The organism is Planococcus halocryophilus, assembly GCF_001687585.2.
Taxonomy (GTDB): Bacteria; Bacillota; Bacilli; order Bacillales_A; family Planococcaceae; genus Planococcus; species Planococcus halocryophilus.
Window position 1 is genome coordinate 3,106,521 of record NZ_CP016537.2, and the last position, 19,693, is coordinate 3,126,213.

Annotated in this window: 23 protein-coding genes; 9 read left to right on the forward strand and 14 right to left on the reverse strand. The window is 41.2% G+C overall.

Features of this window, described 5'->3' with window-relative positions:
- Nucleotides 1-80: 80 nt before the first annotated feature.
- Nucleotides 81-872, forward strand: coding sequence for a DUF2382 domain-containing protein (locus tag BBI08_RS15380; RefSeq protein WP_008498265.1), 792 nt, complete (start codon nucleotides 81-83; stop codon nucleotides 870-872).
- Between the two features lie 87 nt (nucleotides 873-959).
- Here the strand turns inward: BBI08_RS15380 and BBI08_RS15385 are convergent, their stop codons facing one another.
- On the reverse strand, nucleotides 960-2,066 hold the full coding sequence (locus tag BBI08_RS15385) for a mechanosensitive ion channel family protein (protein WP_008498264.1): 1,107 nt from the start codon (nucleotides 2,064-2,066) through the stop codon (nucleotides 960-962).
- A 255-nt stretch (nucleotides 2,067-2,321) separates the two neighbouring features.
- Here BBI08_RS15385 and moaC point away from each other — a divergent pair, with 255 nt between their 5' ends.
- Nucleotides 2,322-2,807: a cyclic pyranopterin monophosphate synthase MoaC gene (gene moaC / locus BBI08_RS15390; RefSeq protein WP_065528307.1), complete on the forward strand. Its 486-nt coding sequence runs from the start codon at nucleotides 2,322-2,324 to the stop codon at nucleotides 2,805-2,807.
- Between the two features lie 77 nt (nucleotides 2,808-2,884).
- Here moaC and BBI08_RS15395 read toward each other — a convergent pair whose 3' ends face one another.
- Genes BBI08_RS15395 through modA form a run of 5 tightly spaced genes read right to left on the reverse strand, consistent with a single transcriptional unit; the run spans nucleotide 2,885 to nucleotide 6,588 of the window.
- Entirely contained in the window at nucleotides 2,885-3,397 is a 513-nt protein-coding gene (locus tag BBI08_RS15395; protein ID WP_008498263.1) for a MogA/MoaB family molybdenum cofactor biosynthesis protein, read from the reverse strand.
- 18 nt (nucleotides 3,398-3,415) lie between these two features.
- Nucleotides 3,416-4,435: a ThiF family adenylyltransferase gene (locus BBI08_RS15400; RefSeq protein WP_008498262.1), complete on the reverse strand. Its 1,020-nt coding sequence runs from the start codon at nucleotides 4,433-4,435 to the stop codon at nucleotides 3,416-3,418.
- Nucleotides 4,436-4,485: 50 nt separating this feature from the next.
- Nucleotides 4,486-5,133 carry an ATP-binding cassette domain-containing protein gene (locus BBI08_RS15405; RefSeq protein WP_008498261.1) on the reverse strand — a complete coding sequence of 216 codons (648 nt, stop codon included), beginning with the start codon at nucleotides 5,131-5,133 and terminating at the stop codon, nucleotides 4,486-4,488.
- Nucleotides 5,134-5,137: 4 nt separating this feature from the next.
- Nucleotides 5,138-5,821, reverse strand: coding sequence for a molybdate ABC transporter permease subunit (gene modB / locus BBI08_RS15410; RefSeq protein WP_008498260.1), 684 nt, complete (start codon nucleotides 5,819-5,821; stop codon nucleotides 5,138-5,140).
- Nucleotides 5,818-6,588 carry a molybdate ABC transporter substrate-binding protein gene (modA, locus tag BBI08_RS15415; protein WP_008498259.1) on the reverse strand — a complete coding sequence of 257 codons (771 nt, stop codon included), beginning with the start codon at nucleotides 6,586-6,588 and terminating at the stop codon, nucleotides 5,818-5,820. The genes modB and modA overlap by 4 nt, the downstream gene beginning before the upstream one ends.
- A gap of 199 nt (nucleotides 6,589-6,787) precedes the next feature.
- Between modA and BBI08_RS15420 the strand changes: the two genes are divergently transcribed.
- Both BBI08_RS15420 and BBI08_RS15425 read left to right on the forward strand, forming a co-directional pair.
- Nucleotides 6,788-7,726 (forward strand): Gfo/Idh/MocA family protein, encoded by a 939-nt coding sequence (locus BBI08_RS15420; RefSeq protein WP_008498258.1) that lies wholly within the window; start codon nucleotides 6,788-6,790, stop codon nucleotides 7,724-7,726.
- A 227-nt stretch (nucleotides 7,727-7,953) separates the two neighbouring features.
- Nucleotides 7,954-8,625, forward strand: coding sequence for an HAD family hydrolase (locus tag BBI08_RS15425; protein WP_065528308.1), 672 nt, complete (start codon nucleotides 7,954-7,956; stop codon nucleotides 8,623-8,625).
- A 42-nt stretch (nucleotides 8,626-8,667) separates the two neighbouring features.
- On the opposite strand, the gene BBI08_RS15430 is transcribed toward BBI08_RS15425, so the two are convergent.
- The 4 genes from BBI08_RS15430 to BBI08_RS15445 form a co-directional block, all read right to left on the reverse strand.
- The gene (locus BBI08_RS15430) at nucleotides 8,668-9,726 is read right to left on the reverse strand and encodes an LLM class flavin-dependent oxidoreductase (RefSeq protein WP_065528309.1); all 1,059 of its coding nucleotides are present in this window, start codon (nucleotides 9,724-9,726) and stop codon (nucleotides 8,668-8,670) included.
- Between the two features lie 250 nt (nucleotides 9,727-9,976).
- Nucleotides 9,977-11,212 (reverse strand): CynX/NimT family MFS transporter, encoded by a 1,236-nt coding sequence (locus tag BBI08_RS15435; RefSeq protein WP_065528310.1) that lies wholly within the window; start codon nucleotides 11,210-11,212, stop codon nucleotides 9,977-9,979.
- 225 nt (nucleotides 11,213-11,437) lie between these two features.
- Entirely contained in the window at nucleotides 11,438-11,839 is a 402-nt protein-coding gene (locus tag BBI08_RS15440; protein WP_237146550.1) for an RDD family protein, read from the reverse strand.
- A complete protein-coding gene (locus BBI08_RS15445; protein WP_065528311.1) occupies nucleotides 11,836-12,225 on the reverse strand; it encodes a DUF4181 domain-containing protein in 390 nt (129 codons plus the stop codon). The genes BBI08_RS15440 and BBI08_RS15445 overlap by 4 nt, the downstream gene beginning before the upstream one ends.
- Nucleotides 12,226-12,314: 89 nt before the next feature.
- On the opposite strand from BBI08_RS15445, the gene BBI08_RS15450 reads away from it, so the two are divergent.
- Together BBI08_RS15450 and BBI08_RS15455 are read left to right on the forward strand one after the other, a co-directional pair.
- On the forward strand, nucleotides 12,315-12,659 hold the full coding sequence (locus BBI08_RS15450) for a hypothetical protein (RefSeq protein ID WP_040850970.1): 345 nt from the start codon (nucleotides 12,315-12,317) through the stop codon (nucleotides 12,657-12,659).
- Nucleotides 12,660-12,739: 80 nt separating this feature from the next.
- Nucleotides 12,740-13,339 (forward strand): hypothetical protein, encoded by a 600-nt coding sequence (locus BBI08_RS15455; protein ID WP_008498255.1) that lies wholly within the window; start codon nucleotides 12,740-12,742, stop codon nucleotides 13,337-13,339.
- Nucleotides 13,340-13,364: 25 nt separating this feature from the next.
- Here BBI08_RS15455 and BBI08_RS15460 read toward each other — a convergent pair whose 3' ends face one another.
- Nucleotides 13,365-14,099 (reverse strand): glucose 1-dehydrogenase, encoded by a 735-nt coding sequence (locus BBI08_RS15460; RefSeq protein WP_008498254.1) that lies wholly within the window; start codon nucleotides 14,097-14,099, stop codon nucleotides 13,365-13,367.
- A gap of 157 nt (nucleotides 14,100-14,256) precedes the next feature.
- Between BBI08_RS15460 and BBI08_RS15465 the strand changes: the two genes are divergently transcribed.
- On the forward strand, nucleotides 14,257-14,841 hold the full coding sequence (locus BBI08_RS15465) for a TetR/AcrR family transcriptional regulator (RefSeq protein WP_008498252.1): 585 nt from the start codon (nucleotides 14,257-14,259) through the stop codon (nucleotides 14,839-14,841).
- 570 nt (nucleotides 14,842-15,411) lie between these two features.
- Here the strand turns inward: BBI08_RS15465 and BBI08_RS15470 are convergent.
- Nucleotides 15,412-15,780, reverse strand: coding sequence for a DUF4181 domain-containing protein (locus BBI08_RS15470; RefSeq protein WP_008498251.1), 369 nt, complete (start codon nucleotides 15,778-15,780; stop codon nucleotides 15,412-15,414).
- Nucleotides 15,781-16,141: 361 nt separating this feature from the next.
- Between BBI08_RS15470 and BBI08_RS15475 the strand changes: the two genes are divergently transcribed.
- Entirely contained in the window at nucleotides 16,142-17,386 is a 1,245-nt protein-coding gene (locus tag BBI08_RS15475) for an AI-2E family transporter (RefSeq protein WP_065528312.1), read from the forward strand.
- Nucleotides 17,387-17,423: 37 nt separating this feature from the next.
- Here the strand turns inward: BBI08_RS15475 and BBI08_RS15480 are convergent, their stop codons facing one another.
- Nucleotides 17,424-17,846 (reverse strand): MarR family winged helix-turn-helix transcriptional regulator, encoded by a 423-nt coding sequence (locus tag BBI08_RS15480; RefSeq protein ID WP_040850969.1) that lies wholly within the window; start codon nucleotides 17,844-17,846, stop codon nucleotides 17,424-17,426.
- A gap of 110 nt (nucleotides 17,847-17,956) precedes the next feature.
- Here BBI08_RS15480 and BBI08_RS15485 point away from each other — a divergent pair, with 110 nt between their 5' ends.
- Entirely contained in the window at nucleotides 17,957-18,943 is a 987-nt protein-coding gene (locus tag BBI08_RS15485) for a YhdH/YhfP family quinone oxidoreductase (protein WP_065528313.1), read from the forward strand.
- A 231-nt stretch (nucleotides 18,944-19,174) separates the two neighbouring features.
- Here the strand turns inward: BBI08_RS15485 and BBI08_RS15490 are convergent, their stop codons facing one another.
- Nucleotides 19,175-19,621 carry a DUF4357 domain-containing protein gene (locus BBI08_RS15490; protein WP_008498249.1) on the reverse strand — a complete coding sequence of 149 codons (447 nt, stop codon included), beginning with the start codon at nucleotides 19,619-19,621 and terminating at the stop codon, nucleotides 19,175-19,177.
- Nucleotides 19,622-19,693: the final 72 nt, after the last annotated feature.

Here is a 19,693-nt window from a genome sequence, read left to right on the forward strand (position 1 = left end):
GAGGTTTATTTTATACGTGTTGAAGGGTAAATAACTTTTAGCAAACTGAATCGGCACAATCAACATAGGAGGAATTAGGCATGGAAAAAAAAGAAAATAAACTCATCGGACTTTTTGATGTACAAGCAAAAGTATTGATCCAAGTCGGCCAATTAAAAGCAGCGGGATACGAAGAAGAAGAATTGTATTTAGTATCCAAGCACGATGAACAAATAGACTTGCTGATTACTCATACTGCCGTTCATATCGATACGCAAGACCGTGATAACTTCAAAGGCAAACTCATATCGTTTTTAGCTGGTGATGATATCACAAAAGATGCTTTTAACCGAATGGGATTAGACGAAGAAGAGACCGATTATTATTTCCAGCAAGTCGAACTCGGCAAACTCCTCCTCTACACAAGCAGTCGACCGGCAGCGGCAATACACTCAGAAACCAACTTGCAGACAGATCCTCGAGTTGATACAGAAGAACAATCTCTTGCATTACACGAAGAACGTTTAAGCGCTGAGAAGAACAAAATTCAAACAGGTGAAGTCCAAGTTCATAAACAGATGGTTGAAGAAGACAAAGAAATCCAAGTGCCTGTGGAACGCGAAGAAGTTGTTGTTGAAAGACGAAGCGCTTCAACTGCAACAGCTGGTCATGAAGAATCAGAACTAACTCCGGCACAAGTATACGAAAAAGGTGATGCCATCCACATTCCACTTACTGAAGAACGCCTCGACATTAACAAAAAACAAGTGGTCCGTGAAGAAATTGTCATTGGTAAACGTATAGTTAAAGATGTTCAAGTGGTGAACGAAACTGTGCGTCGCGAAGTTGCAGACGTTGAAGAAAGTGGAGTCGTCAATCGCGTGGATCAATAAAACAAGAACGAAAAGAAGGAAGAGACTAAAGTCTCTTCCTTCTTTTCGTTCTCTTTAGTTGCTAACATTACACTGCGTTGAAGCTTACTATTCTCCTGCTATCTCCGGCATGCTTTTAATATGCAAGTCGCGCTGCGGGAATGGAATTTCGATGTTCTGCTCAGCAAACAGCCGGTTAATGCGGAAATTCAATGCGCTTTTTGTTGTGATGACTTGGTTGGAGTTGGCGATCCACACCATCAATTCAAAATCGAGAGATGACTCGCCGAATGCCGAAAAATTGACGAACGGCTCCGGGTCCAATAGAACAACGCCACCTTCCTGATGCTCTTCTTGTGCCGCTTGCAACAGCACTCTTTTAATCTTTTCAGCATCGGTTCCGTAGGCAACACCGACCGGTACGACAAGCCGCATGCGTGGATCGCCATACGAACGGTTAATCACTTGCTCTTCGAGGAAATAGGAATTCGGGACGATAACGTGTTCATTATGAATCGTCTTGATGACGGTCGAACGCAGCGAAATCTTATCGACATCGCCGATCAAATCATCAATAATCACCCGATCACCGACTTTTATCGGTCGTTCGAACAGCAAAATAATACCCGAGATAAAGTTAGAGGCTATGTTCTGCAAGCCAAATCCGATCCCTACGCCAAGCACCCCAGCAAATACTGTCAAGGCGCTCAAGTCTAAACCGACCGTTGTCAAGCTGACGAGAATGGCAATGGCCATCACGGTATAATGGAACATGCGATCGAATGTGTAGCTCACACCCCGATCCAAGTGGTAGCGCTGATAGACATTCGGCAAAATATAGCGCGTAATAATTTTTGCTCCTCGGTTGGCGAGCGACACGATCAAGATGACCAGAATTAACAGGAATGCCGTGATTTCGACATTGCCAAATTCAAATAGCCGGTCGAACATCCAGTCCGAATCGGAAAAATAAAAAATCATGAACAGTAAAATCCCGTAAGTCGTCGCCCAGTTCAACAAGCTTCGCAAAATTGAATCGACGTGCCGGAACATCCGTTTTTTGCTTAAGCGGCGGGAAATTGCAAGTACGACAGCCCTCACGAGAAAAATACACGTTACGTAAAACAAAAACAGCAGCAATTCGGTCCATTCGATTTTCTCAAACACCTCGTACCAATGTTCGGTCAGTTCTTCCGGTTGTATCGTTAGCAGCATGCCCTTCTCCCCCTTTCAGCATCATACGTTTTACTCACTCTTCTTCAATCCGCGCAAAATATTGACCTTTCCGGTTCGAAACGTCGACCGTTGCGACCATACCCTCTTCCTGCCCTTTTCTATATATAGTTTCTATTCAAACACACCCCTATAACAATGTATATAACAGGAAGTAAATCTACTCCGTCAACTTCCCATCTCACTTTCTCACGTCATGCTATACTAAAAGCATCCACTATCGAAAGGATGATTCTTTTGTCAGAACTGACTCATTTCAATGCTCAAGGTCGTGCCAAAATGGTCGACGTCTCCGATAAAAAAGACAGTGTACGAACTGCTCGTGCGACCACTTCTGTTTTATTAAACAAAGCAATTTACCAACAAATTAAAGAAGGTACCAATAAAAAAGGGGATGTTTTTGCAGTTGCTCAAGTAGCTGGCATTATGGCAGCTAAAAACACTTCGCAAATCATCCCGATGTGTCATGCATTAGCACTTAGTGGTGTGGACATTGAATTCGAATGGAATGTCGATGAAGATGCTAATCATTTCGAAGTGTTGTTGACCGTTGAAGTAAAAACAAAAGGACCTACAGGGGTCGAAATGGAAGCTCTTACCGCTGCTTCTGCTGCTGCACTGACAATTTACGATATGTGCAAAGCTTCTGGCAAAGAAATGGTCATCGGACCGACGATGTTGCTCGAGAAAACTGGCGGGAAATCTGATTACGCGCGTGACTAAATTGTTACTTTATGAATTTAAAAACCCTGTGGTAATGTCATTCAACTGACAATGCCACAGGGTTTTTCGTTAAGCAATTATGAACGTGATTGATGTTTCGTCAATTCCGAATAAATATGCTTAATCTCTGGCAAGATCAATCGCTCCATTGCCAATTTTACAGCCCCACGCGACCCTGGCAATACAAAAATGGCTTTATCATTGGCTACGCCCGCCGCCGCTCTGCTAAGAAGGGCCTTAGTGCCGACATCTTCAGTGAAGCTTACGTAACGGAAGAGTTCTCCAAATCCTGATATTTCTTTCTCGAAAAGTGGCTGAATCGCTTCTAATGTGACATCGCGTTTAGCTATCCCTGTTCCTCCAGTTGTAATAATCGCATCAATATCATCACGGCCCAACCAGTCAGAAATCGTTAGTCGAATGCGTGCGATGTCGTCTGGAACTAACGCATAGTCACTAATTTCTAGCTCATGATCTTTAGCCATCTGTTGTACAAGCTGACCCCCAGTATCGGTTTCTTCTGTCCGGGTATCACTAACAGTTAACACCGCAATCCGCACTTGATGGTCTGTGTGAAACGTTTCCGACATATAATCGCCCCTTTCTGATTAGCCAAATACTTGGTGATATAATTTCCGACCTTCTGCTATATTGTGAACGCCATGAATTAGCAAGCGACCATTGCCGAACAATACCATGCGGTGATTGAATACTTTCAGTTCAACAAAATAAGGCGTTCTTTTTACACCAGCTGCTAATCGGTTGCCGACCTTTTCGGCGTCATCTAATGTAATTGGACGGTTCGCATCAGGTAAAATTTGAACAGCATCGCGTCCGCATAAAACTGCATAAGAACTCGAGGCTGTTTCATTAAGTGACGGGAATACCGCATCTTCTCCGCACGTTTTGCAGTTAGGATCTTTAATGCGCGATACGCCAATATCCATTTGACTATTGTCCCATAAATTGAAATGATGAATTTTTTTACGTATTGCATCACGGTTACCACTCAACCACTTTAAAGCTTCTGTACATTGAAGCGCTGCTGTCACTTGAACAGCTGGTGAGATAATGCCGACTGTATCACACGTTTCATTAATGGCTGGAAGAATGGGTATTAAGCAACGAAAGCATGAGCTTTCTCCAGGCACAAATGGAAATACGACTCCTGAACTGCCAACACAAGCACCGTATATCCAAGGCACGCCAAATTTCACAGAAGCATCGTTGATCAACAAACGTGTTTCAAAATTATCCGTCGCATCCAAGATCAAATCACTTACTGCTGCCAACTTTTCCATACCTGCTGCATCGAGATGTTCTAAATAGGTGATTAACTGCAAATCGCTGCGAATGGCTTTTAGTCTTTGCTCAGCCGCTGCCACTTTTGGCATCATTTGACGTGCATCTTCTTCCGTAAATAATTGCTGGCGCTGCAAATTGGATACTTCAACGTAATCACGATCGACCAAATGAATCGTTCCAATACCAGCTCGTGTCAAGGTTTCTGCAATCGCTGAACCTAAAGCTCCGCAACCAACAATGGTAACGGTCGCAAGTGATAAGTGTTGCTGCCCCGATTCACCAAGTGGTTTGAATAAGATTTGTCTTGAATAACGTTCATCCACAGTGATTCCCACTTTCTAGACGCTTGATCTCTCAAACGATCTTATCTATCTTATAATTCTAAGCGTACCGTTTCTTCAGTCATCTGTCCTTTTTCAATTCTCATAATACGGTCGGCTAATTTTTCAGCATCCGCAATTCGGTGTGTTACGAAAATAATGGGAATCTGCCACTTTTCGTGAATTCGCAACAGTTCATTTTGACAGCGGTCACGATTGGCATCGTCCAATGCTGAAAAAGGTTCATCCAACAATAAAATATCTGGCTGTGCAGCTAACGAACGCGTCAATGCAACACGTTGCTTTTCACCACCCGAAATTTGGTGTGGGTATTTTCCTAACAAACCGGTAATGCCAAGAATTTTCGTTAATTCCGTAATATGTGCAATAGCGCTTTCTCTTGGTACTGCGTAGAGAATATTTTGTTCTACGGTCAAGTGCGGAAATAGTGCATAGTCTTGAAATAAATAACCAACTTTGCGCTTTTGTATTTTTAGTGGCTTTTGATCATCGCTATAAAATTTTCGTTCATTCAATGAAATTTCACCAACATCCGGATGGACAATACCCGCGATGCAGTTTAATAGCGTCGTCTTACCCGAACCAGAAGAGCCAACCAATGCTAAAATTTCTTTATCCAATCTAAATTGCATCGTTAAACTAAAATGATCTAATTGCTTTTTGAAATCCACTTGCAGCATTTGCTCATTCCCTTCCGATTCGTACAGCGGTCTTTTTACGCCAATAATTAACCCAGGTAATTGCAGCTACTCCAAGAGACGACACAATCAATACCCAAAACAAAGCTTTTTCCATATCTCCTGCTTCATAAGCAAAATAAATAGCCAGTGGTATGGTCTCTGTTACCCCTGGAATATAGCCGGCAATCATTAGCGTCGCACCAAATTCACCGATACCGCGTGCAAAAGCTAAGATTAATCCTGCCAATATACCCGACCAGGCAAGTGGAAATGTAATGGTCCGAAAAATTCGCCATTCGGATACACCCATGGTTCGGGCTACGTTTTCCCAACGTGGATCTACTTTTTCAAAAGCAGCTAAAACACTTTGATACATAAGCGGCAACGACACAACAAACGAAGCAATCGCAGCACCAATCCACGTGAACACTACCCGAAAGCCAAGCCACTGTTCAAGTAAAATACCTAGAGGTCCATTTACCCCAAACAATACAATTAACCCAAAGCCAATTACGGTTGGTGGCAATACTAAAGGCAATAAAATCAACGCTTCGAGAAAACTTTTGCCAAAAAAATCACGTCTCGTCATAAAGCGAGCCAGCGCAAGACTCACGATAAACACAAACAACGTTGAAATCACTGCAACTCTGAGCGATAACCAAAGCGGAGACAAATCATAAGCCATCATGGCGTTTCTCCAGCTATCGGCATAAATCCATATTCTTTAAGAATGGCTTGCCCTTTTGAGCTAGTGACAAATTCCCAAAAAGCAGTTGCTGCAGGCTGATTTTCGGAATCCGCGATGACTGCTCCTGGATAGATAATTGGATCTGTCTGCCCTGGCACTTCAAGTGTCCCATTAATTTCCCGGGAAATAACCGCATCTGATGAGTAAATAATTCCGAGTTCTGCATTTCCACTTTCCACATAAGTAACGACTTGACGAGCATCTTTCGCATAAATAAGACGAGAACTAAGGGAGTTCCACAAGTTTTCGTTTTCTAATGCTTTTTTTGAATATGCGCCAAGCGGAACACTGTCCGGTTCTCCAATCGCAATCTTTTCTTCTGTATTCAAGACGAGTTCTTGAAAATCAGTTGTTTCCGGAAATTCTTCTAACGATGCTAAAACGAGCTGGTTTTCAGCAAACGGTTTGATGCTATCTATATCTATTAACTGTTGAGATTCCAGTAATTCCATATCTTTTTCACTAGCTGACAAAAACAAGTCGGACGGTGCACCTTGTTCAATTTGGCTTCTCAGTTTGCTAGAAGAGCCATAATTGAAGGTCAGCTCAATATTCGGTTCTATTTCATGAAATTGTAGTTCCATTTCTTTCATTACATCTGTCAGACTAGAGGCCGCTGAAACTAACAATTTTTCGTCATTTGCCGAAGTATTGCTACAACCATTCATCAACAGAGCCAAACTTATAAGACCCATCGTTTTTTTCATTTTAAGGACTCCTCATGCATTGAAGTAGAGCTCAGCTATTTTAGTGAAGCTTCTTTGTACTTACAGTATAACGTCCGTAGAAGAGAAGCTGAATCATTTTCCGAACAAACTTTAGAAAGAACACAGCCCCCGCTCTTTTTGGAGATATTTAGGTTAGAATAGAGGGTAAGAACAGCATTTATCAATTGGAGGAATTGCAATGAAGTTTGGTATTATTGGAACGAACTGGATTACCGACCGATTTATTAAAGCGGCTAACGAGCATCCTGAGTTTACAATTGGAGCCGTATATTCTCGGAAACTAGAAACTGGCAAGGCTTTTGCGGAAAAGTACACAATTGATAACGTCTATACCGATATGGCGACTATGTTCAGCAGCGGACATATTGAAGCGGTTTACATCGCATCACCCAATGCTATGCATGCTGAGCAAAGCCTATTGGCGATGAAACACGGCATTCATGTTCTTTGTGAAAAACCGGCTGTTACGTCAATTGAAGAAATGGACCAAATTATTGAAGCTTCAAGAACGTATAAAACAACTTATATGGAAGCGATGAAATCGACATTGTTGCCTTCTTTTTTGAACTTGAAGAAAAATATCGATAAAATCGGTCCGATTCGTCGTTTTGTGTTTCATTACAATCAATATTCTTCTCGTTACGATAAATATAAAGAGGGCATTATTGAAAATGCCTTTAAGCCCGAACTTGGCAATGGCTCTAAAATGGATTTAGGCGTTTATTGCATCGCACCGATTATTCATTTGGTTGGCGCCCCTGAGTCTGCAATGAAAAATCAGTTTCTATTATCTACAGGTGCTGATGGACAAGGCAGTATGATATGGAATTACGCTGATATGGAAGCGGTTATTATGTATTCGAAGATTTCGGATTCTTTTCTGCCAAGTGAAATTCAAGGCGAGAATGGCACCATTGAAATCGACCGCATAAGTGATCCAAAGAACATTACGATTAAGTATAGAGACGGGCAGACTGAAGACTTGTCTGTGGCGCATGACTTTGACTCGATGTATTACGAATTGGCAGAGTTTATCAGCTGCGTGAAAAACAAGCAGTTGGAATCAACGATTAATACACATGATATTTCCCGTGAAGTGACGAAGTTGTTGACGTAGGAAGCAAAGAAGAAAGCGCTCCAGGCGGACGCTTTCCGGGGGGCCGGCTTCAGCCGCTTCCCTCGCTCCGCTCAGTCCAGGGTCTTCAGCTCGTCCTGTTCCCCCTGGAGTCGCCGCCTTTCGCACTTTCATCTGAGTATGTTGTATTTAGACATATAGCAGAAGAAATAGAGTATCTTTAATTTTGAAGAATAGCTTATTCAATTAAAAAGCAAAGGACGTGCCTTATGATAAAAGGGATTATATTTGATTTTGACGGGTTGATTTTTGATACGGAAACACATCAATATCATATTCTTCAAGAGATGTTTAGCGAATATGGCAGTGAATTGCCGCTTGGGCTGTGGCAAAACGAAGTGGGTACGGACGGTGGGTTTTCGCCGTTTCATTATATGGAGCAGCAAATTGGCAAACCAGTTGAACACGCGTTGCTCAATAGACAATATGAAGAAAAGTTTCTTTCGGTATTGTCTAAGGAAAAGCCACGTGATGGTGTAGTTGAGTATTTGCAGATGGCTAAGAAGCTGGATTTGAAAGTGGGCTTAGCATCGAGTTCGAGTTATCGCTGGGTTTCAGGTCATTTGAAAAACTTAGAGCTGTTTGATCACTTCCACTGCATTCGCACTTCGGATCATGTTGAAAAAGTAAAACCTGATCCTGCTTTGTATCTTCAAGCAGCCGAGGGTTTAGAGTTATCTCCTGAAGCCTGTCTTGTTTTTGAAGATTCGGCTCACGGAGCAACAGCTGCTAAGCGCGCGGGTATGAGTTGCGTCGTTGTGCCGAACAAAATTACGCGCACAATGGAATTTGGTCCCGTAGAGCACCGGTTGGATTCGATGGCAGATATGCCATTGAGGGATCTACTGGATTTTGTAGCGGCGATAAAAGTAAAACCGTAAAGATCAAAAAGATGGTTCAGGCATTGCGCCTGAACCATCTTTTTATTTTTTCGCCGTATATTTTCGAATAGCTGGCAAAATTTCTGTCCCGATCAAGTCGATATTGCGTTTTAAGCGGTCAATCGGCACGCCACCAAAATCCATTTGCGCGATATAACGTTGATGACCAAACAATTCATGTTGGTATAGAATTTTTTCGATAATTTGCTGTGGACTACCAATGTTCATAACGCTATCCATTTGGGCGCCGTGCATGAATGCGGCTTGTGGGTAACCTTGACCGTTGGTTTTTCGCATCCCTTTATCCACATGTGGATAAACTTCTTCCATGGCTTGTTGGGTCGTTGCAGCCACGTTGAAAAATCCAGCAGTCGCGACAGGTAATTCAGAGGGACTAAAGCCACTTTCTTCAGCTGCTTCACGATAAGCATCAATCGTATGCTTGAACGTTTCTGCAGGACCACCAAGCGTTGCAAGCATCATCGGCACACCGGCATGTCCAGCTTTAATAGCACTTTCTGGATGACCGCCAACTGCACGCCAAATCGGGAGCGAACCTGTAAGCGGACGCGGAATAACTTGTGCGCTACGTAGCGGAGCACGGAACTTCCCGCTCCAATCGACCGTTTCTTCTTTATTGATTTGTAATAGCAACTCAAATTTCTCTTCATACAATTCTTCGTAATAACGAATATCGTAGCCGAGCAATTCAAATAGCCCCACTCGCGATGCTCGACCGGCAATGATTTCTGCACGGCCATTTGAAATCAAATCAATGGTCGCGAAATCTTCAAACACACGCACCGGATCTGAGGTGCTAATAATGGTAGAGGAACTAGATATTTTAATATTTTTTGTCGCTTGCGCAATAGCCGCGAGTACCACCGTATGTGCTTGAGTGGCAAAATATTCTTGATGGCTTTCACCGACACTGAAAAAGTCGAGTCCAGCTTGATCGGCTAGTTCCGCCAAACCAATGATTTCTTGAATGCGTTCTCCTGCAGAAATTCGTTGCCCTGTATGCGGGTCCGGAAGATGATCTCCCAATGTGTAAATTCCAAACTCCATGCCCTTGTCTGGATTGATGCGGTACTTTTCCATATCCACTGTCCTTCCTGTTTCCCACTCATACTTTATAGTCTCAGTATAAGTTAGCCTGCAGATAAACTAGAACTAATCTGCCTACCTTTATAAAATCTAGCTTAAAGATTTAGTATTTATTTTAATTGCGTAGCGGCAATACCCAAATAGGAAGCCGATTCTTGCGAAGTTTTACATGTTTATTTTCTCCACAAAAAAAACTTTCCTTATGATCGGAAAGTCGAGTGATAAAAGCTTATGGTTCAATTAATTAGTATTTGCTAATTCTTTCCCACTTTTTTTTGGCACGTTCGGATATCGTCCCTTCTTTACCGGATATGATACCTGCAATCAAGATGATAATCGAGATGAACAGTAAGAATAATATCGGCAATGTCCAACCCCTACCTATGTCGTAGAGGACGCCTGCAAAAACAGGGCCGACCGCCGCTAACATATAACCAAATGATTGAGCCATTCCTGACAATTCCACTGCTTCTCTTCCATTTTTCGTTCTGAGTGTAAAGAATACCATTGAAAGACTAAACCCACTTCCTCCAGCAATTCCAAGAAAGATTGCCCATAACGGGACCAGCATCATACTGCCAAAAAGTAAGCCTGAAAATCCAATCATAAACAACAAAGCCGTTCCAATAGCGAGACCAACTTGGTTTTTTAGCTTTAAAGCAATCACTGGCACCACGAAGGTGGTCGGAATGATTGCCGCTTGCATTAAAAAGACCATCCAGCCGGCAGAACGGGCATCATATCCGATTGTATTCAGTATATCTGGCATCCAGGCGATTAACGTATAAAACATCAGTGACTGTCCACCCATAAATAGAGTGACACTCCAAGCAAGTGGCGAACGCCATAACTTGGTTTTTTCTTTTGTTTTTATAGTTTTTTTTGATACTGCGCCTTGTTTTTTGCGTAATTGCGGAAGCCAAACAAGTAATGCGACAACGGCAAGTAACCCCCAAATACCAAGTGCGCCTTGCCATCCCATATTGCCAACACTAGAAATCGGTACGCTTAAACCAGAACCTAAAGCACCGAATATATTCATGAAGACAGCATATATACCTGTCATAACGCCAATTCGATAAGGAAAATTCATTTTGATAATTCCTGGAATCAAGACATTCCCAATAGAAATTGCCAAACCAATAAGAAGTGTCCCTGTAAACAAGAAACCGATTCCTGTTACCGAACGTATCGCAATCCCGATAATAAGTAAGATCATTGAAAAGGCTATGGTCCATTGCATACCGATACGATTTGCGATCTTCGGCGCAAATGGAGAAAGTATAGCAAAGGCGATTAAAGGCAATGTCGTGACCAATCCTGCTACTGCATTGCTAATGCTAAGATCTTCACGGATAAACGACATAAGTGTTCCGACTGACGTGATCGGTACCCTTAAATTCGCCCCGATTAACACAATACCAATTAGCAATAACCAGCCAGCTTTCTCAGTATTGTTGATTTCTGTTTGTTTCTTCATCCTAATCCTCCAACAACTTACTTATCTATTCTTTTAACCATCTATATCGGTTTTGATACACGGTGTTGCACTTTTTGAGTTGCTTCTCTTCATACATTCCATCCCTTTAAATTTTCAGGATGATTGGCACCTTGGATATTGTAGCGTTAAAGAATAGTTTTGTATATCACTATAATTTTTACAAACCGTAAAAAATCCCTCCTTTTCTAAAGGAGGGAAGATGTTTTAATCTACTTTTTTAACCACAGTATGTGCGTAAAGGTCATTCGGGTATTTTTCACCTTTGTACTTATCGTAGCGGCTACGGTCTTTTGCATACATGAGAGGGCCTATCGTATCTCGGTAGACAATGTGCTTTAGAATTTGCTCTGAGCTCAGCTCTCCACCCGCTTCATCTTTTAAGGTAATACCCATCATTTTCTGACCAGCTGTTTGACCGTTCATTCGGAGCTGCGCATACTCAAGTCCCCAAAACACTAAATGTGGAGAAACCATTGCATGGAAAAACGGACTTTTTATTTTCTTTTTCAATAGCGGTTCTAACGCAAATGACACAGTAGTAGCAATCGCCGAATCGATCAACAACGCTTTGGCACGTTTTTTCGTCAATTCATACATGATCTTCATCCTTTCGTTAGTAGTAGTAAACCAAACACTAGTCCAACAAATATTGTTTCAGACCAGTCATACCAATATCGCTTTTTGTCTCTGTGCAGTAACCACTCTTCAAGCCCCGTAACAAATGTTTGGAGAATAAAGAGACCGGCCAGAGGGCTTATCAGGATAGCTACAGAAAGTTCTGTGGAATCTAGTTCTGCAATCAAATACATACACACGTAAATAAAACCTATAAAAATAATTCCTTGCACAATCATTATGTACCGATTTTTGTCTTCGTGAAAAAAACTTCTCGAATCTCTTTTTATTCCACGCTTTTTCTTCAAATATACGTTTGAAACAAAAAAATAAGACATGACAAGAACAAACAATCCAATATATACCATAACCTCCATATGCAAACCCTCCTTTAACTGTTAAAATTCTACAAAAGAAGCGCGTTTACCTTCTATTTATTTTTCCTAATCGACTGGGGGCATATACATTGAATACGGATACAGATTCACTTGTCACTTTTCTGATTGCTTTCGGCGTACCTGTTGGCATGATGATAAGGGCTTATTTCAAAATGAACGAGACGGACCAACAGTCGGTAAAATCCGATTTTGCTTCACCTAGTTTCCTATTGAGCATAGGCTCTGTTGCTTTAGGGAATTTTCTTATTGAGTTTAGCGATACCTTTTCCACCCCTACCCTACGATTAGTCGGTTTTGTTTTACTGGTTATAGGTGCCATTGGCTCGAGTATCATTACATGGAAATCTAGCAAAGTCAAAAGTCTACTCATTGTCGCCTTGTTTTCAGTTTTAATCTACTTCCACCTTATTTAGCTAACTCACCCATTCGTTTGCTTGGATCTATTTTAGGGAACTAATAACTTAATAACTTAGCCTTAAAAGGAGTGAATAGCATGATATTTTTAATTGTTTGGCTGTTGCTTATTGGCTATGCTGTTTTTCTGGCACCAGGCGGCGAAACGGATCCGATTTTGTCGGCTATTTTTAGTGGCGATCTTGGTGCGATTGATCCACTCGTACTCGCCGTTTTTAATGCACTCGGCTTGTTTCCAATGATGTTTGTAACTTTATTATTTTTAAATGACCGACAAAAATGGCCGGCGTGGCCGTTTGCCTTATTGTCTTTTGGCATTGGTGCTTTTGCGCTTCTTCCTTATTTTGCGTTCGGCAATCGAAAAACGGACAGAAGGCTCCGAACTCCAGTCTGGCTCGTTCGGTTTCTCAGTTCGCGGTTTTGGCTCGTTGTCTTAATGCTATTCTGGGTCATTAATGCACTAACCTTACTGCAAGGATTTTCACTCGCCGCTTACCAAGACGCGTTCTTTTCGTCAAGTCTTGTCTCGGTTATGACCGTCGACTGGTTTGTGCTTTGGGGTTTATCAGTCTACAGCGTCTATCATTTTTATCCAAAAGCCAAACGCAAGTCACTCGCTTGGATTCCGATTTTGGGACCGATACTCGTACTGTATTTAAACAAAAAGTCGTTACGCTAAAATCAGCGTAACGACTTTATCTTTTTTACTGAGCTGTTAGACCACCATCAATGATAAATTCTGAACCTGTCGAATAGCTTGCATCGTCAGAAGCTAAGAACAACACCATGTTCGAAACTTCTTCAGACTCTGCAAGACGTTTCATCGGAATTGTTTTAGAGAATGCTTCAACAGCTGCTTTAGTATCTTCTTGAACCACCATTGGCGTTGCAATAACGCCTGGGTGTACAGAGTTTACACGGATGCCGTAGTTTGCACATTCAAGTGCTGCCGCTTTTGTCATTCCGCGAACTGCGAATTTCGTATCTGTGTAACCAATTGCCCCACCTACAATACCGTTCATCGAAGAAATATTAACTATCGAACCGCCACCAACTTTTTGCATTGCCGGAACGACTGTTTTCATTCCAAGGAATACAGATACTTGGTTAATGTCTACAATACGCCGGTATTCTTCTTCAGTCATTTTTAAAATTGACTTGGCCATTGTGATACCGGCGTTGTTTACCAATACGTCTACTTGACCAAATGTCTTTTCAGTTTCAGCTACAACTTTCTCCCAATCTTCAGCGCTCGTTACGTTTTGCTTTACAAAAACTGCATTGTCTCCAAGTTCTTTCGCTAACGCTTGCCCTTTTTCTTCGTTTAAATCGGTGATAACCACTTTCGCACCTTCATCGATAAATTTCTTTGCGTGAGCCGCACCCATCCCTTGCGCTGCTCCCGTAATAATTGCTACTTTGCCTTGTAAACGTGCCATTTTTTCTTCCTCCTGAAATTTAATTAGAATTCGATTCCACTTTAAACTACATATGTAAATTAACAAACAACTAATCTACTTGTCTACTAAAAAGCTTTAATGTCATACTTACTATATATTTCCGTCCATTTTCCGGACACATTAGGAGGAAAACGAGATGCCTAGCACAGAAGACCGTCGTATTCTTCGAACTCAAAAAATGCTAAAAAACGCTTTACTAGAACTATTAAATGAAAAAGAATTGTCGCAATTGACTATTACAGAAGTTGCAAAACAAGCTGGATGCAATCGCGTGACGTTTTATTCACATTATAAGGATTTGAACGAATTGCTTACAGCTATCGTTGAAGACTACTTGGATGGCCTCGCCGACTATTTCCGAAAAAGCTTCCAAGGGTTAGAGCGCTTTTCGTCGACAGACGTTCAGCGGCAGTTGCCGATTTTCGAGTACATTTATCAGCACCAGTCGATTTTTACATTGATTATCACAGGGGAAATACTCCCCGGCTCACAAAACCAGTTTTGCGAAGCCCTTGCACAAGTTGCTGCAACCGAATTACGTCTCGAAGAAGAAAGCGATTTGGAAATTCCAACACTCACTTCCTTTATGACTTATGGAACATTAGGTTTCTTTCTCTATTGGATCAAACAAGATTTTAAAGACTCTCCAGAAGTAATGGCAGCTAAACTAGCCCAGTTACACGGCAAAATGTATGAGGGGTCGGTTGTGTTGGACAAATAACTATATCGAAAAAATCTTGGATAACTGTATTTTCCGAAGCTTATCGCTCGCTTTCCGTGGGGCGGGAATCGAGCCTCCTCGTTCGCTGACGCTATCTGCGGGGTCTCTCAACAAACCCGCTATTCCCACAAGAGTCGAGCAAACGCTTCTTCAAATACGGAGATAACTTACTTATTTTTAACTAGTAAAAGCAGCTGGTTTTCATGAAGTATAGGAGAATATAAACTTATTCCACATTCTGAAAAAAAGGCATTCCCCCGAAAGGAAATGCCTCAGCTTGTAGACAAAAGAGGTATTGGGAATAATTTTCTCCAATGCCTCTTCTTATTGACTTCTTTATTTATAGAAAACCTCGATATTATTTGACCCACCTATTTATTATAGACTCTAGCGTTGGCGTTTCTACGGGGTAGACGAAGCAAGAAGACAGGTGGTTTTCCTGGCTTCTTGCGGGAGTTATCCCCAGAGCGACCAACGCGGTTTTCTGACTTTGCAAACTGCAAAAGCGGACTTTGTTTACAGTCTAAGGCATTCCCCTAAAGGGAATGCCTTTTTTATTTAGATAATAAATCAATTCATTTGAGTTATGGCAACTGTGATGAAAATAATAATTGCGAGTCCTCCAAGCATTGAGTTAATGAGGGACACTTGATATTTTCGTGAACCTTTCAAGTACTTCCACTCCAAAAAAATTTGCGTGGCGTTTCCTACGAAGAAAATCATAAATATCCAAAAGAAAAATGATTCTAATGAATTTTGCATGTTTACCGCTAGAACAATTATCGCCAAAATCATTAGCCAATTATTCCACCGCTCAAACTTCTTCACTGGAATCCCCGCTTGTTCTTCTTGATTAATGCCAAAACGTTTTTTCAAAAACATTCTCAAAAAAGCGAAACCAATAATAATGACAAACCACAGAAAAAAGACGATTTCCATTTGCCACACCTCCAAAACCTTTTTCTATTCTACGAAGCAATTGGGTAAAAGTTCCGATTTAGAAGGAAGGTTATCCCCAATCGACGTACAAAATTCAAAAAAACCTTTATTTATTAACCGTTTTCTTGAATATGTGGATGGTTTCGCATTAAAACGGGGATAACTTTGTCGTTTCGTCATTCTTTTGATTTTATCCACATGTGGATAAAAATTAATCCGGTAAAACAGCACTTTGTTCCATACATTAGAGGATATAATACGGGTTTTTTGGTGTGAAAAATTTAGGATATGGGTATTTTATAGTTACTAAATTATACAAGCATTGGAGGATGTAAAACAGCTTGATCAGAAAGAGGTGTTGATGTTGGAGCATGATAAAAACAAACGTGCATTTAGCCAGGCTGCTTCTTGGTTTGTCAAATGGGTACTGAACAACAAAGCGGTATCTGTACTAATTATTGTTTTACTAATTTTGCTGAATTTATTGCTCTTACCTAAGGTTAGCTTTATTTTCCAACCATTTGTCGCCTTTTTTGATGTTATGGGACTGCCGCTTATTATGGCCGGTGTTTTTTATTATTTACTAAACCCGCTTATTGACTGGATGGAGACCAAAAATATTCCAAGGACCGCTAGTATCTCCATTGTTTTTATCGTGATTGCTGGATTTTTGGCGTGGGGCATTGCGACATTGATCCCGATTATTCGAGAACAACTGATGAGCTTGATCGATAATTGGCAAGACTATTTAAATACGTTTATCTCTCAAATCGATAACTTTTTCCAAAATGATTTGTTGTCACGATTGCAAACGCAATTGATGGGAGGTACAGAACCGCTGTCCACATCAATCACCGGACAAACGGACACCGTCATGGATTCTACCGTCACTGGACTTGGTAGTGTTTTTGGTGTACTTTCCACAACTTTACTGGCTTTAATCACGACGCCTTTTATCCTGTTCTACTTGTTAAAAGATGGTCATCACTTGCCTTACCACATCATGAAACTTGTTCCATCAAAAATGCGTGAACATAGCTATTTGTTGCTGCGCGAAATAAACTTACAAATTAGCCAATACATTCGAGGACAATTACTCGTTGCCTTTTTTGTCGGCTTAATGTTTTGGATTGGTTTTAGCCTCATTGGGCTAAAATACGCGTTGACACTTGGCATTATGGCTGGTGCATTAAACTTAATCCCATTTCTAGGTTCTTTTATCGCTTTTATCCCTATAGTCATTATCGCCATCGTTGTGCACTCACCGATTATGTTAGTTAAAGTGCTCGTGGTTTTCTTTATCGAACAAACATTGGAAGGTCGTGTTTTTCAACCACTTATTCTCGGTAGCAATTTACAAATTCACCCGATTACCATTATTGCTGTTCTATTGACTGCAGGCAATCTGTTTGGAGTTGTCGGTGTCATTCTCGGCATTCCCGCATATGCTGTTATCAAGGTTATCTTTAGCCATCTATTTAGCTGGTACCAGCGCTATACCGGATTGTATGACGATCCATTTAATCCAGCACCCAAACCACCTGTCTCTGAAAAGAAAAAGAAAAAACAATTAAGCTTGAAAAGAAAATTACGACAAACCAAATAAAGCCGCCAAATCCAATGATTCAGCGGCTTTATACTACTCAGTTAAAATCTGATTGGATAATCGTGCCTAATAATTTCTTCAACGCAATTTGGTCATTGTCCGACAAATCTTGAAGAACGGTTTTATTTAATCTTTCTGTTGTCTCTTCTACATCTTTTTGAATGGCTATTGCTTTTGGCGTCGGGATGACTAAAATATTACGCCGATTTTCAGGATCAATTGAACGTTCGATAAAACCTGCTTTTTGCATCTTATCTAAAATCCCAGACACAGTCGAAGCTTCTAGATGCATCATTCCACCAATTTGCTTTGGAGACAATTCACCTTCACTCCATAAACAATTCAGCACGCCGTATTGAGCTGGCGTTAAATTATGTTCTTCTAAAAGTCCGCTAAAGTATTTGAACACCTTATTTTGACTAACACTTAATAAGTAGTTGATGCATTGTTTGATATCCATAAAATCTCCTCCATATTGACATGGTCTATCTTAACATGTTAGGTTTTGTATGAAAATAATTTTGTGACAGAACTATTTTGTCTTAAAACAGATTGAAAGGGGCAATTACTTTGAATTCATTTAATGCCGTTCGAGTTAAGGAACAAGAAGACCAGATTATTTATGGCGTAGAAGAGGTCAATGTCGATCAACTTTCTGAAGGCGATGTTTTGATCAAAGTCGCTTATTCTTCGATTAACTACAAAGACATGCTCGCTGTACAAAAAAATACAGGTGTCATCCGAGATTACCCAATGACTCCTGGCATCGATTTGAGTGGTACGGTTGTTTCTTCATCAGACGCTCGTTTTAACGAAGGACAAGAAGTGATTGTCACAGGATTTGCGTTGGGCATGAGTCATACAGGCGGCTTTTCTGAATATGCACGTGTGCCTGCAGAATGGATTGTCCCGTTGCCAAAAAACTTGAGCCTAAAAGACGCAATGGTTTTCGGAACAGCTGGATTTACAGCAGCCCTTTCCATTCATGCGTTACAACAAAACGGCATGGACTTAGCGAAAGACCCTGAAATTTTAGTAACCGGCTCAACAGGTGGCGTTGGCAGTATCGCGCTGCAGATCTTATCCAAAATGGGCTTCCAAAACATTTCCGCTTTAGTGCGAAAAGAACACCAAGAAGAAGTCGCAAAATCACTCGGCGCCACAAACGTCGTTTTTGCAGATGATTTAGGTGAATTGAAAAAACCATTAAACAAAACACGTTTTGATTATGTATTAGATACGGTTGGTGGGGACGTTGCTTCTGTATTGATCCCGCAAATTTCATACGGCGGCAGCATGAGCATGTGCGGAAACGCCGGTGGTCTACAAATCACGACGACGGTCTTGCCGTTTATCTTACGTGGCGTAAACTTACTCGGCATTGACTCTGTCAACGTACCAATCGAAAACCGAGGTCCGATTTGGGACAAAATGGCCAACGATTGGAACATTACGCAAACCACATTAGTAAATGAAATTGCGCTTAGTGAACTGGCTGAAACCATTGACGCTATTAAAAACGGACAGCATTTAGGAAGAACGATTGTGAAGTTATAAAATTTCTCAGACTCAAACGTAAAAAATAGATAGTCTATCGAGAAACTTTTAGTAAGTCATGGTTTTCCGAAGCTTACCGTCTGCTTTCCGCGGGAGACGAACGGACACTTCTCCAAACCATTTGGTGAAGGCTTTCTTCCTTACATGTAGCTTGAGTTAGCGAATCAGATAACATTTCCAAAAAATAAAAAGCGGAAAAGCTCATGTGAGCTTTTCCGCTTTTTTTTCACTTTATTTATTACTAGCTGCTTTCCAATCATGCGAACCTCGTACCCAGCCACCAATTACCGCACCCATTGCCATCATCGGCGACTCAAATTCGGTGTCTTCCATTAATAAAAGTTGGTGTTGAAATGGCACAAGTAATTTATCGAGCATTAAGTTCTCACGTAGCTTGATATACTTTTTTGGACATTTTGGCGAAGTGGATGCCGCAAATTTGGCACCTCGTTGAACAACGAATTTATCTCCTCGGTAAAACCCTGTCGCATCCGCCCCACGCTTTGACGTGATGAAAAACAATTCAGGCGTTTCTTCAAATGGTTCATGCAATTGGAGCATGCCCGATTCAAACGGATCGATAAGTTGTTCCTTACCTGTTTCGTTATCCAACTCAAGAAATTGATACAGCTCGCCTTCTTGTGGATGTTGAATTTTCTTTACGTAGTATTCTTTCATTGCTTCTTCCTCCTCTAAAGTAAGTTTCGATTCCTTACTATAGAAATAGAGAAAGAGTTAAAAAACGGATAC

Bases quoted from the DNA above. Each gene is read 5' to 3' on its own strand.
- BBI08_RS15380 (WP_008498265.1), top strand. From the start codon at position 81: ATGGAAAAAAAAGAAAATAAACTCATCGGACTTTTTGATGTACAAGCA.
- BBI08_RS15395 (WP_008498263.1), bottom strand. From the start codon at position 3,397: ATGTCGGAAACGTTTCACACAGACCATCAAGTGCGGATTGCGGTGTTA.
- modA (WP_008498259.1), bottom strand. From the start codon at position 6,588: ATGAAAAAAACGATGGGTCTTATAAGTTTGGCTCTGTTGATGAATGGT.
- BBI08_RS15405 (WP_008498261.1), bottom strand. From the start codon at position 5,133: ATGCTGCAAGTGGATTTCAAAAAGCAATTAGATCATTTTAGTTTAACG.
- BBI08_RS15480 (WP_040850969.1), bottom strand. From the start codon at position 17,846: ATGGATATCAAACAATGCATCAACTACTTATTAAGTGTTAGTCAAAAT.
- BBI08_RS15440 (WP_237146550.1), bottom strand. From the start codon at position 11,839: ATGAAGATCATGTATGAATTGACGAAAAAACGTGCCAAAGCGTTGTTG.
- BBI08_RS15430 (WP_065528309.1), bottom strand. From the start codon at position 9,726: ATGGAAAAGTACCGCATCAATCCAGACAAGGGCATGGAGTTTGGAATT.
- BBI08_RS15460 (WP_008498254.1), bottom strand. From the start codon at position 14,099: ATGGCACGTTTACAAGGCAAAGTAGCAATTATTACGGGAGCAGCGCAA.
- BBI08_RS15490 (WP_008498249.1), bottom strand. From the start codon at position 19,621: ATGAAAGAATACTACGTAAAGAAAATTCAACATCCACAAGAAGGCGAG.
- BBI08_RS15420 (WP_008498258.1), top strand. From the start codon at position 6,788: ATGAAGTTTGGTATTATTGGAACGAACTGGATTACCGACCGATTTATT.
- BBI08_RS15435 (WP_065528310.1), bottom strand. From the start codon at position 11,212: ATGAAGAAACAAACAGAAATCAACAATACTGAGAAAGCTGGCTGGTTA.
- BBI08_RS15445 (WP_065528311.1), bottom strand. From the start codon at position 12,225: ATGGAGGTTATGGTATATATTGGATTGTTTGTTCTTGTCATGTCTTAT.
- BBI08_RS15385 (WP_008498264.1), bottom strand. From the start codon at position 2,066: ATGCTGCTAACGATACAACCGGAAGAACTGACCGAACATTGGTACGAG.
- BBI08_RS15455 (WP_008498255.1), top strand. From the start codon at position 12,740: ATGATATTTTTAATTGTTTGGCTGTTGCTTATTGGCTATGCTGTTTTT.
- BBI08_RS15470 (WP_008498251.1), bottom strand. From the start codon at position 15,780: ATGGAAATCGTCTTTTTTCTGTGGTTTGTCATTATTATTGGTTTCGCT.
- BBI08_RS15425 (WP_065528308.1), top strand. From the start codon at position 7,954: ATGATAAAAGGGATTATATTTGATTTTGACGGGTTGATTTTTGATACG.
- modB (WP_008498260.1), bottom strand. From the start codon at position 5,821: ATGATGGCTTATGATTTGTCTCCGCTTTGGTTATCGCTCAGAGTTGCA.
- BBI08_RS15465 (WP_008498252.1), top strand. From the start codon at position 14,257: ATGCCTAGCACAGAAGACCGTCGTATTCTTCGAACTCAAAAAATGCTA.
- BBI08_RS15475 (WP_065528312.1), top strand. From the start codon at position 16,142: ATGTTGGAGCATGATAAAAACAAACGTGCATTTAGCCAGGCTGCTTCT.